Annotated in this window: 13 protein-coding genes; 9 read left to right on the top strand and 4 right to left on the bottom strand. The window is 61.7% G+C overall.

Going from position 1 to position 12,205, the window contains the following annotated elements; all coding sequences use genetic code 11:
* Positions 1-3 precede the first annotated feature (3 nt).
* Positions 4-1,359, bottom strand: a complete 1,356-nt coding sequence (locus tag VW35_RS06040) for a M16 family metallopeptidase (protein ID WP_046142077.1) — start codon at positions 1,357-1,359, stop codon at positions 4-6.
* Complete coding sequence (locus VW35_RS06035) at positions 1,356-2,705, bottom strand: M16 family metallopeptidase (protein ID WP_046142076.1); 1,350 nt, start codon at positions 2,703-2,705, stop codon at positions 1,356-1,358. The genes VW35_RS06040 and VW35_RS06035 overlap by 4 nt, the downstream gene beginning before the upstream one ends.
* Positions 2,706-2,846: 141 nt before the next feature.
* On the opposite strand from VW35_RS06035, the gene ettA reads away from it, so the two are divergent.
* The 3 genes from ettA (at position 2,847) to VW35_RS06020 (ending at position 6,995) form a co-directional block, all read left to right on the top strand.
* Positions 2,847-4,502 (top strand): energy-dependent translational throttle protein EttA, encoded by a 1,656-nt coding sequence (gene ettA / locus VW35_RS06030; protein WP_046142075.1) that lies wholly within the window; start codon positions 2,847-2,849, stop codon positions 4,500-4,502.
* A 190-nt stretch (positions 4,503-4,692) separates the two neighbouring features.
* Entirely contained in the window at positions 4,693-5,598 is a 906-nt protein-coding gene (locus tag VW35_RS06025; RefSeq protein WP_046142074.1) for a sulfurtransferase, read from the top strand.
* Positions 5,599-5,780: 182 nt separating this feature from the next.
* Positions 5,781-6,995 carry a YeeE/YedE family protein gene (locus VW35_RS06020; RefSeq protein ID WP_046142073.1) on the top strand — a complete coding sequence of 405 codons (1,215 nt, stop codon included), beginning with the start codon at positions 5,781-5,783 and terminating at the stop codon, positions 6,993-6,995.
* 69 nt (positions 6,996-7,064) lie between these two features.
* Here the strand turns inward: VW35_RS06020 and VW35_RS21250 are convergent, their stop codons facing one another.
* On the bottom strand, positions 7,065-7,262 hold the full coding sequence (locus VW35_RS21250; RefSeq protein WP_152662500.1) for a hypothetical protein: 198 nt from the start codon (positions 7,260-7,262) through the stop codon (positions 7,065-7,067).
* 133 nt (positions 7,263-7,395) lie between these two features.
* On the opposite strand from VW35_RS21250, the gene VW35_RS06015 reads away from it, so the two are divergent.
* From VW35_RS06015 to VW35_RS05990, 6 genes are all read left to right on the top strand, one after another.
* The gene (locus VW35_RS06015) at positions 7,396-7,974 is read left to right on the top strand and encodes a DUF6969 family protein (RefSeq protein ID WP_046142072.1); all 579 of its coding nucleotides are present in this window, start codon (positions 7,396-7,398) and stop codon (positions 7,972-7,974) included.
* Positions 7,975-8,066: 92 nt separating this feature from the next.
* Positions 8,067-9,512, top strand: coding sequence for a PAS domain-containing protein (locus VW35_RS06010; RefSeq protein WP_046142071.1), 1,446 nt, complete (start codon positions 8,067-8,069; stop codon positions 9,510-9,512).
* Positions 9,505-9,879 (top strand): response regulator, encoded by a 375-nt coding sequence (locus tag VW35_RS06005; protein WP_046142070.1) that lies wholly within the window; start codon positions 9,505-9,507, stop codon positions 9,877-9,879. Before VW35_RS06010 ends, VW35_RS06005 begins: the two co-directional genes overlap by 8 nt.
* A 133-nt stretch (positions 9,880-10,012) precedes the next feature.
* Complete coding sequence (locus VW35_RS06000; protein ID WP_046142069.1) at positions 10,013-10,351, top strand: hypothetical protein; 339 nt, start codon at positions 10,013-10,015, stop codon at positions 10,349-10,351.
* Positions 10,348-10,677, top strand: coding sequence for a hypothetical protein (locus VW35_RS05995; RefSeq protein WP_046142068.1), 330 nt, complete (start codon positions 10,348-10,350; stop codon positions 10,675-10,677). Before VW35_RS06000 ends, VW35_RS05995 begins: the two co-directional genes overlap by 4 nt.
* Positions 10,677-11,537 carry an alpha/beta fold hydrolase gene (locus VW35_RS05990; protein WP_046142067.1) on the top strand — a complete coding sequence of 287 codons (861 nt, stop codon included), beginning with the start codon at positions 10,677-10,679 and terminating at the stop codon, positions 11,535-11,537. Before VW35_RS05995 ends, VW35_RS05990 begins: the two co-directional genes overlap by 1 nt.
* Before the next feature lie 83 nt (positions 11,538-11,620).
* On the opposite strand, the gene VW35_RS05985 is transcribed toward VW35_RS05990, so the two are convergent.
* Positions 11,621-12,070 (bottom strand): host attachment protein, encoded by a 450-nt coding sequence (locus tag VW35_RS05985; RefSeq protein ID WP_046142545.1) that lies wholly within the window; start codon positions 12,068-12,070, stop codon positions 11,621-11,623.
* Positions 12,071-12,205 lie beyond the last annotated feature (135 nt).

Genomic DNA, 12,205 nt, shown 5'->3' with positions numbered 1-12,205 from the left:
CGTTCACTCTTTCGGTGGTGTCGTCTCTTCCTTCTTTGCGTCAGGCCCCACGATCAGGAGGCTGGGCTCGGCGTTGAAGATGCGCTGGGCGACCTTCTGTATTTGCTCTGCGGTGACAACGTTGATGCTGGCTTCGCGCTCGATGACGTGGTCGATCGGCAGGCCATGGAGCTGTTGCGTAACCATGGTGCTGGCGATGGCGACCGAGGAACGGAGCTGATTGATCGGGTAGGCGCCGATCAGGTAGCGCTTGGTGCGTTCAAGCGCTGCCGGGTCTGGGCCATCCGCCGCCATGCGGGCCAGCGTTTCGCGGATCACCTCAATTGCATCGGCAGCCTGGTCCGGGCGGGTCGAGGTGCCGATGGTGAGAGCGTCGGCGTGGTCGAGATTGACGAGGCCTCCCGAGACGCCATAGCTCAGCCCGCGCTTTTCCCGGACTTCGACATTGAGTTCGGACAGCAAGCTGCCGCCGGCAAGCATTTCCGTCATCACGAAGGCGGGGAAGAAATCCGGGTCCTTTTCGTTGACGCCGGGATAGGCGAGGTTGATCGAAGTCTGTGGAAGCGGATAGTCGACAGCGAAATCCTCGCCAAAGCTGAGTTCGGCCGCCACGATCTCCTTGAGCTTGGGCGCAGCGGGCAGGGTGCCGAAGACCGTGTCGATGAGCTCGCCGGCGGCGGCTTCGTCGAGCGCACCGACAATGCCGATCTTGAGCGTATCGCGAGCAAAGATCGACTGGTGTAGCTGGCGGAGATCATTCGCGGTGATGCTGGCCAGTGTCTCGGCGGTGCCCTCCTGCGGACGGGCGTAGGGGTGGTTTCCGAAGAGCGCCTCGTTCCACATGCGGCCCGCTGCATAGTTCGGATCGCGAGCGCGGGCGGCAAGGCCCGCCAGAATCTGGTCGCGCATGCGGTCAATGGCTGATTGATCAAAGCGCGGCTTGTTGACGGCAAGGGCGAGAAGTTTGGTTGCGCTATCGCGTTCGTCGGCGAGCATACGGGCAAAGCCGCTAAAGGCATCGAACCCGGCCGAAAAGCCCATTTCGAGACCGACTTCATCGAGCCTGGTCTGAAACTCATCGCTGTCGAGATCGCCTGCACCTTCATCGAAGAGGGACGACATCAGCGAGGCAAGGCCGATCTTGTCATCCGGATCCTGCGCGGCGCCGCCTTCGAAGGCGAAGCCGATGGAGACGATGGGGACCGTGTAATCCTCGACCATCCAGGCCTTGATACCGCCAGGGGAGGTAATGGCCCTGAACGCTACCTCGGCCTGAGCCGGCAGAGCAAGCGCAAGGACGAGCAAGGGCGCAACGACCGCGGGAAGGACACGGCGGAGAAGGGTGAGCGGCGCGATCATGGAGTTTTCTCCTCGGCGAGGGGAAGCAGGTAGCCCGTGACCGCAATGGTCGGGCGGAGATATTTGGTGGCCACGGCCTGGACGTCTTCGACTGTCACCTCGCGGATCCGGTCGGGCCAGAGCGCGACGTCTTCGACCGAACGATCGGTCGTGAGCCAGAGCCCATAGGTCTGCGCCATGTTGGCCTGTTCGTCGCGCGCGAAGATCGTGCTGCGAATAAAGCGGTTTTTGACCCGTTCGAGTTCGGCATCGGTAATGCCGGTTTCGATGATCTTGTTCAATTCTGCATAGACTGCCGTTTCCAGCGCCTCCATGCTCGTGCCGGGGCGGGGCGTGCCGTAAAGAGAAAAACCGGCATCGTCATAAGCGCCGCCGCTATAGCTCGCGCCGACCTGCGCGGCGATGCCGGTTTTGACGACGAGCTCCTGATAGAGCCGGCTTTGCGGGCCATCGCTCAAGATTGCAGCAAGTACGTCGAGCGCCTCGGCTTCACGGTTTTCAGCCTGCCGGTAGCTCGGCACGAGCCAATTGCGCGAGAAGCTCGGAAGGGAGACGCGCGCATCCTGGAGCGTCACGGTGCGGCTCGTGTCATGCGGCGGTTCTACGGCGCGGTCGCGCGGTGGCAGGTCGGGGCCGCGTTCGACCTTGCCATAGGTCTCTTCGGCCATTTGGCGGACCGCGTCGGCGTCAACATCGCCGGTAACGATCACCAGCGCGTTGTTCGGCGCGTAGTAGCGATCGTAAAAGCTCAAGGCTTCCTCGCGGCTGAGAGCCTCGATTTCATGCGCCCAGCCGATGATCGGCACGCGATAGGGGTGGTTTTGAAACAGCGTTGCCGCCATCTCTTCGGCCAGGATCGACTGCGGCTGCGATTCGACGCGCTGGCGGCGCTCGTCGAGCACGACCGCGCGTTCGGCATCGATCACCTCGGGCGGCAGCACGAGATTGCGCATGCGATCCGCCTCGATATCCATCATCGTGGGGAGTGCGTCAGGCGGGACGGTCTGGAAATAGACCGTGACATCGGCATTGGTGAAGGCGTTGGTCTCACCGCCAAGCTCGTTGACCATGCCTTCGAGCGCGCCAGCCGGATATTTTTCCGTGCCCTTAAACATCAGATGTTCGAGGAAGTGGGCAACGCCCGACTGACCCGCCGGATCGTCGGCGGCGCCGGCTCGATACCATACCATATGGGTAACGACCGGGGCGCGGCGATCTGGGATGACGACGAGTTCGAGGCCGTTTTCGAGAGTGAAGTGGCTGACCTGGGGCGGAGGCGTTTCCTGTGCCATGACAGGCGCGGCCACCAGAAGGGCAGCCAGAAGGGCATACGTCGGACGATGCATGGTGCGGCGAATTCTCCAGTATTGCGGCTGGCGCGCGGAAGCAGAGCAGGATCAAAGGCGGAGCAACCACCTGCAGCGGTTGCCTCGCTGATAGCTATCCCCTAAATACGGCGCAAATCTCTCACCTGAGGATCACCCCGCATGGCCCGCCAGTTTATCTATCACATGCACGGAATGTCGAAAGCCTATGCCGGCGGCAAGAAGGTGCTGGATAACATTCACCTGTCTTTCTACCCCGACGCCAAGATTGGCATCCTCGGCCCGAACGGCTCGGGCAAGTCGACACTGCTCAAGATCATGGCCGGCATCGACACCGAATTTACCGGCGAGGCCTGGGCTGCCGATGGCGCCAAGGTCGGCTATCTCGCTCAGGAGCCGCAGCTTGATCCGGCGCTCAACGTGCTGGGCAACGTGATGATGGGCGTCAAGGAAAAGAAGGACATCGTCGACCGCTACAATGCGTTGATGATGGAATATTCCGACGAGACTGCCGACGAGGCGAGCAAGCTTCAGGACATTATCGACAGCCAGAATCTCTGGGATCTCGAATCGCAGGTGGAAGTGGCCATGGAAGCGCTTGGCTGCCCGCCGGGCGATGCTGACGTGACCAATCTCTCGGGCGGTGAAAAGCGTCGCGTGGCGCTCTGCGCGCTGCTGCTCTCCAAGCCCGACCTGCTGCTGCTCGACGAACCGACCAACCATCTCGACGCCGAAACCACGGCCTGGCTCGAAAGGCACCTGCGCGAATTCGAAGGGGCGGTACTGATCATCACCCACGACCGCTATTTCCTCGACAATGTCACCGGGTGGATCCTCGAGCTCGATCGTGGCCGCGGCGTGCCCTATGAAGGCAATTATTCCGCTTACCTCGACGCCAAGGCCAAGCGCTTTGCGCAGGAAAAGAGTGAAGACGCGGCCCGCGCCAAGGTGCTGGAACGCGAAAAGGAGTGGATGGGCCAGAGCCCGCAGGCCCGTCAGGCGAAGTCCAAGGCGCGTATCCGCGCCTATGACGAACTGGTCAAGGTCAATGAAGCCCGCACCCAGTCGCACACCGCCCAGATCATCATTCCGCCGGGCGAGCGCCTCGGGCACAATGTCATAGATGTCGAGGGCCTCACCAAGTCCTTCGGCGATCGCGTGCTGATCGAAAATCTTTCCTTCAACCTGCCGCCGGGCGGTATCGTCGGGATTATCGGGCCGAATGGCGCGGGCAAGACTACGCTCTTCAAGATGCTGACCGGCCAGGAAAAGCCCGATAGCGGCACCGTGACGGTGGCCGAAAACGTGCACCTGGGCTATGTCGACCAGAGCCGCGATGCGCTCAATCCGAACAAGACCGTCTGGGAAGAGATTTCTGGCGGCGACGAAATCCTGATGCTCGGTAAGCGCGAGATGAACTCGCGCGCCTATACCTCGACCTTCAATTTCAAGGGCGGGGACCAGCAGCAGAAGGTCGGCAATCTTTCCGGTGGCCAGCGCAACCGCGTGCATCTGGCCAAGATGCTGAAATCGGGCGCCAACGTCCTGCTCCTCGACGAGCCGACCAACGATCTCGACACCGAAACCCTCGCCGCGCTCGAAGAGGCGCTGGAGGAATTTGCCGGCTGCGCCGTGATCATCAGCCACGACCGCATGTTCCTCGATCGTCTGGCGACGCACATGCTGGCCTTTGAAGGCGACAGCCATGTCGAGTGGTTTGAGGGCAATTTCCAGGACTACGAGGCCGACAAGGTGCGACGTCTGGGTGCAGATGCGGTTAACCCGAAGCGCGCGACGTACAAGCCACTGACGCGGTAATTATTAGGGCGCATCCGGCTTGGCTGGATGCGCCACACCGTTCACTAAAAACGATTGCACAAAATTTTTGCGCTAATCGTCAGGCCGGGAAGCGTGATTTCTAACAAGGGCTCAGCATTTGGGCCGCTTGCCTTGGCTTTCTCGACCCTTTGGCTATAGATTTTCCGGCATATTTCATCGGAGAATTGCCATGCGTCTCACTGCAGTCGCCGTTGCCGCCGCTTTCGTTGTCGCAACGCCGCTTGTTGCTATCGCTCAGGATGTCACCCCACTCGTCACCGCCGAATGGCTGAAGGCGCATGCGGGAGACGACAACGTCAAGATCATCGACATCCGCGACGATATCGAGGGCACGGATCTGGGGGAATTTCCCTATATCGCCAATGCCGTGGTTGCGCCTTATGCCTCTTATGGCTGGCGCACCGAGGTCGATGGCGTGCCGGGCCAAATTCCACCCGACGCAGAAATCGGCAAGCTGATTGGCGATCTCGGTATCGATGGCGACGACCATGTGATCATCGTGCCATGGGGCACGGATTCGTCAGAATTCGGCGGCGCGACGCGCATCTATTGGACCTTCAAGTATCTCGGCCATGACGCAGTTTCGATCCTCGATGGCGGCTGGCGCCAGTATGACGCGGCCGGTCTTGAGCGTGTCGCGGATGCTGCGACAGCCGCTCCGGCAGAGTTCCCGGTGAATGTGCGGCCCGAGATGCGCGCCACGACCGCGGACGTGGAAGCAGCGCTGGCCGATGGCACCAAGCTGATCGATGGCCGTCCGGAAGAACAGTATCTGGGGCAGTCCAAGAGCCCGGTCGTGCGCACGGAAGGCACTATTCCCGGCGCGATCAACCTGCCGCATTCCAAACTCTACAGCGCCGAGTATGCGAGCTTCGCCCAACCGGAAACCGTTGCCGCGCTCGAACAGGCCATTGGCCTTGGCAAGGACGAGAAGAATATCGTCTTCTGCAATACCGGCCACTGGGCGTCGATCGCCTGGTTTGCCCTGCATGAAGTGGGTGGCAACAAGAACACGTCCATGTATGACGGCTCGATGGCCGAATGGGCTGCGGATCCGGCGCGTCCGATCCAGTAAGGTTGACGAGGCTTTCCAGTGACCGTCACCACCCGGCCTGTCCGGGTGGTCCATGCGGTCTCAGAATGGATTGCCGGGACAAGCCCGGCAACGACGGCCGCTGAGGAATAGTCACTTAATTGGATGTTGCGCCGGAAGGCTGCAGCATCCAAACCTTTTAGAACTTCTGCACTTTGAGAATCATGAGCGATATTTCCGCATCTGCGCCAAAATTCCTGCCGCCAGCGGTGGTGGACCGATCTCCGCTTTTCGTTGCCGCCGCGATGCTGCTCATCGGCATTGCCTTCATCACCTGGCAGGTGGACCTGCGGCAGGGGGCGCTGTTTCTGATCGGTGGCGGGCTGGGCGTGGCGCTCTATCACGGCTCGTTCGGCTTCACCGGCGGCTGGAAGCGCATGGTGGTGGAAAAGCGCGGCCGCGGCATGCGGGCGCAGATGCTGACCATCGGCGTTGCGGCGCTGGCGATGATTCCGCTGGTGGCGGCAGGCAATATTGGCGGACAGGCCATGGTCGGGGCAATGGCGCCAGTCGGGGTCTCCGTGTTGCTGGGGGCAGGCATTTTTGGCCTTGGCATGCAACTGGGCGGCGGTTGCGGCTCGGGTACGCTATTCACCGTCGGCGGCGGCTCGGCACGCATGCTGGTGACGTTGGTTTTCTTTATCGTTGGAGCGCTGGTAGGCACTGCCCATCTGCCGTTCTGGCTGGCGCAGCCGTCCTTTCCAGCGATCAGCCTTGGTGCTGAACTCGGCGTGGGTTTTGCCTTGGCGGCGACAATTGCCGGCCTTGCCATTGTGGCGCTCGTTACGGCGCTGATCGAAAAGCGCGTCCACGGCAATATCGAGCCGGAACCGGCGCCGGCGCGCCAGGGCTGGAGCTGGATCCTTTATGGCCCGTGGCCGCTCGTTGGGGCAGGGCTGGCGCTGGCGCTGCTCAACATCGCGACGCTGCTGGTAGCTGGGCATCCCTGGTCGATCACCTATGGCTTCGGACTTTGGGGGGCGAAAATCGCGTCGGCTGTCGGGATACCCGTCGGGACCTGGGAGTTCTGGACGTGGCCGGCGCAGGCAGAGGCGCTCAATTCCAGCGTGTTGGCGGATACGGTTTCGGTGATGGATTTCGGCCTCGTGCTCGGTGCGGCGCTGGCCGCAGCGGTAGCAGGAAAATTTGCGCCGAAAGCCAAGCTCCCGCTTGGCTCTCTGCTCGCTGCCGTCATCGGCGGGCTGTTGATGGGCTATGGCGCCCGGCTGTCTTTTGGCTGCAATATCGGGGCGCTGTTTTCCGGCATTGCCACGGGCAGTCTTCATGGCTGGCTGTGGTTCGCCGCGGCCTTTGTCGGCTCGTTCGCCGGGGTCTGGCTGCGTCCGGTTTTTGGTCTTGATGGGTTTGCCAAGAAATGAGCACGCGCAACACGCTTCTTTTTGGCGCTGCCCTCGCCGTCACGACCGCTGCCGTCGCTTATGATCATGTCACCAATCCGGTCCCGCCGCGTCCGTCTGCAGCGGTCGATACGGCAACCACAGCATCGGCGCCATGCGCTGCTGGCGCAGCGCCGTGTGCGGCTGGAGCTGCCCTTGCACCATGCGCGGCCGGTGCAGCGCCCTGCGCCGCAGGCGCTCCTTTGAAGGCCGCACCGCCGCCGCCAGCAACGCCACCTGCGGCGCCAACGAAGAAGGCTCCGCCGCCACCGCCGGCGACGCGGCCTGCGGCTGAAACACCCCAGCTGAAGTCGCCACCGCCACCACCGGCGACCAAACCGGCAGGGCAGGAAGCCCCGGAACTCGTGGTCGGAACGTCCGGATGACGAGCGCCCGCGAACAGGCGCTCGCCGAAATTGCCTTTTGCGAGAATATTCTCGCCAAAGGCGGTCTCAGCGTGTTGAGCGAGACTTTTCGGGATGTGTCGGAGATCGCGGCATGGGACCATTATCCGCCGGGCGACATGTTCGATCCGGCAAGCAATGCGCAGTGGTTTTACCATTGCCACCCGGCCGAAGAAGGCTCCGTCGAGCACGGTCACTTCCACTGCTTCGTGCGGCCTGCCGGGCCACAGGGACCCATTCACCACCTCGTTGCAGTCGGGGTCGACGCTAACGGGCGGCTTTTGCGGCTTTTTACGGTCAACCAATGGGTCGTGGGCGACGATTGGCTTGATGCCGAAGCGACTATCAAGCTGCTGGGCCAATTCGATATGCAGATGCCGAGACCGTCGTATCTGGTCAATCGATGGCTGACGGCGATCGTCGTTGGCTATGAGGAACAGATCGGCGGGTTGATCCGCGAACGCGATGCCGCACTCGAAGCGCATCGGCCAGAGGATGGCAAGCCTGCACGCCGCGACCGCAACCTCGAAGTCACCTCCCAACTGCGCTTCGAATAAATTCTCGCCTGGCTGGAACGGGTAGGGCACTTTCGCGTTTTGTAAGGATGCGGGTCGCAAGTCGGCTCGCAGTCGCTATGGGGTTTTGACGCATGGATGAGGTCGATTTCGCACGCATCTTCGATGTGTTGCCCAGCCCATTCATGCTTCTTGACAAAGAACTCCGCTACGTCACCGCCAACCGCGCGTATCTCGAAACGGTGGGGCGCGAGCTCAGTGACATCTTCGGCGAAAACCTGTTCGACCTGTTTCCCAATTCTGGAGAAAGTGGCCGGCGCTTGCGCGAGTCCTTCGATCGGGTGATGGCAACCGGCAAGCCGGACACGCTGCCTTATCTTGCCTATCCGATCGCTCGAAGTGCCGAAGGCGAAATGGAAGAGCGCTTTTGGACGGCCGTCCATGTGCCGGTCCTCGACGAGGGCGGTAGTGTTCGCTATGTGCTTCAAAATACCGTCGACGTAACAGAAATCGCGCGGATGCGCGCAGCATCGACCGTGCCCTTCACGGCGCTTTCTGCCGAGACGCAGCTGATCGAGCGTACCCGTGAGGCGGAAGCGTCAAATGCCGATTTCCGCCGGCTTTTCCAGCAGGCGCCGGCATTCTTTGCCGTGCTTTCGGGGCCTCGGCATGTTTTCACCTTTGCGTCGGACTCCTATCTGCGCCTCGTCGGCGGCCGAAGCGTGGTCGGTCATACCGTTGCCGACGCGCTGCCGGAAATCCGGGGGCAGGGACTGATCGAGCTCCTCGATCGCGTGTTCAGCGAGGGCTATGTGCATCAGGCCGAAGGTGCCCGCGTCATGCTGGTGCGGTCCGAAGGCAAGCCGCCGGAAGAAACCTTCCTCGACTTTACCTATCACCCGATCCGCGATGCCGATGGCACCATTACCGGTGTTTTCGTGCAAGGCATGGATCGAACAGAGGCCGTGCGTGCCACGCAGCGGCAACGCATCCTCATCGATGAACTCAATCACCGCGTCAACAACACGATGGCGACCGTGCAATCGATCGCCAGCCAGACGCTGCGCAGCACAGCCGATCCCGCCACGGCGCGGGACGCCTTTCAGGCGCGGATCACCGCGCTTGCCAAGGCGCATAACATGCTGAGCGATCGCAACTGGCACGACACCGAAATCGGCTGCCTGGTCGTCCAGGAGCTTAGTGCTTATGGCGATGGCCAGATTAGCTGTGAAGGTCCGCGTCTCGTGGTCAATTCGAAGGCGACGATTGCCTTGGCGCTGCTGCTTCATGAACTGGCAACCAACGCCATTCGCCATGGCGCCCTTTCTGTGCCCGAGGGCAAGCTCTCTGTGAACTGGTCGTCTGATGAAGCCACTAATCTCGTCATCGATTGGCGCGAGGAAGGCGGTCCGCCTGCTATTGCGCCTGCACGCCGGGGCTTCGGCTCACGCCTGCTCGATACTGTCGTCACCGGCGAACTGGGAGGGCAGCTTGACCTGCGCTACCAGCCTGCCGGCCTTTCTGCGCGCCTCGTCATACCGCCGGCCGCCTACCTCGCTCGGGAGCTGACCCTTGGGTAAATTTGATGGACGCCGCATTTTCGTGGTCGAAGACGAAACGCTGGTGCTGTTCAACCTCGAAGACATTCTTGCCGACCTCGGTTGCGAAGTCGTCGGCCAGGCCATGCGGCTCGACCAGGCGGTGACCCAGGCGCAGGCCGTGGGCGAGGTCGATGCGGCCATTCTCGATGTCAATATCGGCGGCACGACAGTGTTTCCGGCTGCGGAAATCCTGGCGCAACGCGGCATTCCGCTGCTTTTCGCGACCGGCTATGGCCGTGATGGACTGCCACCGGAGTGGCAAGACCATGCGGTGATCATGAAGCCCTATTCGCCGCAGGATGTCGAACGAGCTCTCTCCCCGCTGCTGGCGCGCGCCGGGGCCTGATCATAAAGCGCCTGACGGCTTTACCATTGCCTCCGATGCACGATAAAACCCATTGGGCTTATTGTGCTTTCTGCCATAAGCTCAAGAGCCTGAGCCTTGGGCTCGGGACTGAATTGGCGTTCTGGGGGAATGCATGAAGACAATGTTCACGGGGGCGATGCTGGTGGTCAGCCTTGCCCTCGCGACGCCGGCATCGGCCGACAAGGGCCAATGCTCGTTGACGGATTACGACACTTTCGATTGCGATGTGGCGACGGACGGTGGCGGGCTGACCTTCGGTCTGCCCGATGGCCAGGTGTTCGCTTTCGCACTGACAGACGACGATGAGGGCCTCGGCTACCGCATACCGGCCGATGCGACGCCGGGCCAACGGCCCGTTGAACTTGGCATTTTCGAGCCACTCCCGGGTCAACCCGGCTGCTGGCGGGCCCTTCGGAACGATACGAAATTCTGTGCTTCGGTGTTCGAATGAAATTTGCTGTTTTAGCGGCTACCCTCCTTTTCGGCATGAGTATCGCGCCGGCGGTCCTTGCCAAGGACGCGACATGCTTTACGACCGACGATGGCGAATATGACTGCGTCTTCGAGCGGCTCGACGATGCCGGCAGTTTCCGGATCGAGGCCGAGGGCAAGCCGACCTTCGAAATGTGGATTGAAGAGGACGGCAAGGGTTTTGCGAGCGCAGTCTTCGAGGCGGGCGGCCGTTCCGTGCCGCTGCCGGGCACCTATTATCGCTCCGAGGATGACGGCGCCTGCTGGGAAAGCGACGCAACCGACACGGAAATCTGCGCGTGGTAATGGACGAATTTGCCATCGAGCTCGATGGTGCCGAACTTATTGGGGTCGAGACCGGGGACGGTTTGCCGGTTGTTTTTCTCCATGCCGGGGTTTGCGACCATCGCATGTGGCATGAGCAGATGCGGGTTGCGGCCGAAAACGGCTGGCATGCGATCGCCTATGACCGGCGCGGCTATGGCGACAGCACCAGCGCTGACGAGGCGTTCAGCCATGTGGACGATCTCGAAGCGGTCTTGGACGCCTTCGATATTCATGCCGCCATTTTTGTCGGCTGTTCGCTGGGAGGCGGTGTCGCGGTAGATTTCGCCCTGCGCCATCCCGGCAGGGTGATCGGGCTCGTTTTGATCGGAACCTCGATCACCGGAGCGCCTTGGAGTGCGACAGAGGAAGAGCGCGGCATCGAAATGGTCGAGGAAGACGCCTGGGAGCGCGGCGACCTCGAAATGATGAACAAGGTGCAGGCGCATGAATGGCTCGACGGGCCGCGGGCGCAGAGCGGGCGGGTCGGCGGCGCGGTGCGCGAGCTGTTTTTCGACATGAATGCCAAGGCACTGACCAAGCCGGCCCTAACGCAGATCGAGGACGAGCCGGATGCCTGGTCGCGCGTCGGTCAGGTGACTGCGCCGACAATGCTGATCGTCGGCGACGAAGATTTCACGGCCTTGATCGAGCGGCACGAGCACCTTTCCGAGACCATGCCGAATTCGTTTGCCGCTGTGCTCGAGGGCGCCGCGCATATTCCGAGCATCGAGCAGCCGGAGATGATCAACCGCATGCTCGAGGAGTTCCTCGATGCTCTGGCTGGCGACGAAGGCGAGTTCGATGTGGATGAAGAGAGCGAAGAAGTGCCGCCCGAGTGAGTTCCACAGTCTAATCTGGATAAGCGGGTAAATGCCTGAAGGCAAAAAAAGAAAAGGCCGGAGGTTCGCTCCGGCCTTTTCCGTCAGACGGCGATGATGCCGTCGAGATGCTTGTCGATATTGGGCGTCGGCAGGTTGGTCAGGTCCTTGTCGAGTTCGGCGACGATCGCCTTCTTGACGTGATCGGACATGGCCTTGCGGAAATTGCCGAGGGCGATCGGCGCTGCCGCGACGACGAGGCGGTCAAAGGCGCCTTCCTTGGCTTTTTTGTCGAGCACGGCGGCCACCGAGCGCACGAACTCGGCTTCCCGGTGCTGCGCCGGATCGGTCTTGGGTTCCATCGATGAGCGCGCCGAGCCGGCGGAAGAATGGCCGCGTCCGGGCTTATCGCTGTCGATATCCTGGCTCTGGAGCGGCTCGATTGACCAATCGAGATCCTTGATGGTCGACAGGCCCTTGCCAGGGCCATTGTGTTCGAGAACACGGGCCTGGGTGCCATCGGCGATCAAAATCCAGGTAACGGTCTTTTTCATCTGCAGCTCCTGCATGTTCTTTGATCCGGTCCGCGCTTCGCGGACCCATAGCCAAACGCAGCGGCGCGGCAAAAGGTTGGCCGTTTGCCATCAGCAAAGCGGGACCTCTCGATCACAAACTATCATTGGTCCACG

It is taken from the genome of Devosia soli (genome assembly GCF_000970455.1).
Classification (GTDB): Bacteria; Pseudomonadota; Alphaproteobacteria; order Rhizobiales; family Devosiaceae; genus Devosia; species Devosia soli.
Note: the sequence above shows the minus strand (reverse complement) of the source record. Positions and strands in the feature narration are given on the sequence as shown.

Excerpts from the sequence above, each read along its gene's own strand:
- VW35_RS06025 (WP_046142074.1), top strand. The coding sequence starts at position 4,693 with ATGCGTCTCACTGCAGTCGCCGTTGCCGCCGCTTTCGTTGTCGCAACG.
- VW35_RS05995 (WP_046142068.1), top strand. The coding sequence starts at position 10,348 with ATGAAATTTGCTGTTTTAGCGGCTACCCTCCTTTTCGGCATGAGTATC.
- ettA (WP_046142075.1), top strand. The coding sequence starts at position 2,847 with ATGGCCCGCCAGTTTATCTATCACATGCACGGAATGTCGAAAGCCTAT.
- VW35_RS05985 (WP_046142545.1), bottom strand. The coding sequence starts at position 12,070 with ATGAAAAAGACCGTTACCTGGATTTTGATCGCCGATGGCACCCAGGCC.
- VW35_RS05990 (WP_046142067.1), top strand. The coding sequence starts at position 10,677 with ATGGACGAATTTGCCATCGAGCTCGATGGTGCCGAACTTATTGGGGTC.
- VW35_RS06000 (WP_046142069.1), top strand. The coding sequence starts at position 10,013 with ATGAAGACAATGTTCACGGGGGCGATGCTGGTGGTCAGCCTTGCCCTC.
- VW35_RS06040 (WP_046142077.1), bottom strand. The coding sequence starts at position 1,359 with ATGATCGCGCCGCTCACCCTTCTCCGCCGTGTCCTTCCCGCGGTCGTT.
- VW35_RS06035 (WP_046142076.1), bottom strand. The coding sequence starts at position 2,705 with ATGCATCGTCCGACGTATGCCCTTCTGGCTGCCCTTCTGGTGGCCGCG.
- VW35_RS06015 (WP_046142072.1), top strand. The coding sequence starts at position 7,396 with ATGACGAGCGCCCGCGAACAGGCGCTCGCCGAAATTGCCTTTTGCGAG.
- VW35_RS06020 (WP_046142073.1), top strand. The coding sequence starts at position 5,781 with ATGAGCGATATTTCCGCATCTGCGCCAAAATTCCTGCCGCCAGCGGTG.
- VW35_RS06010 (WP_046142071.1), top strand. The coding sequence starts at position 8,067 with ATGGATGAGGTCGATTTCGCACGCATCTTCGATGTGTTGCCCAGCCCA.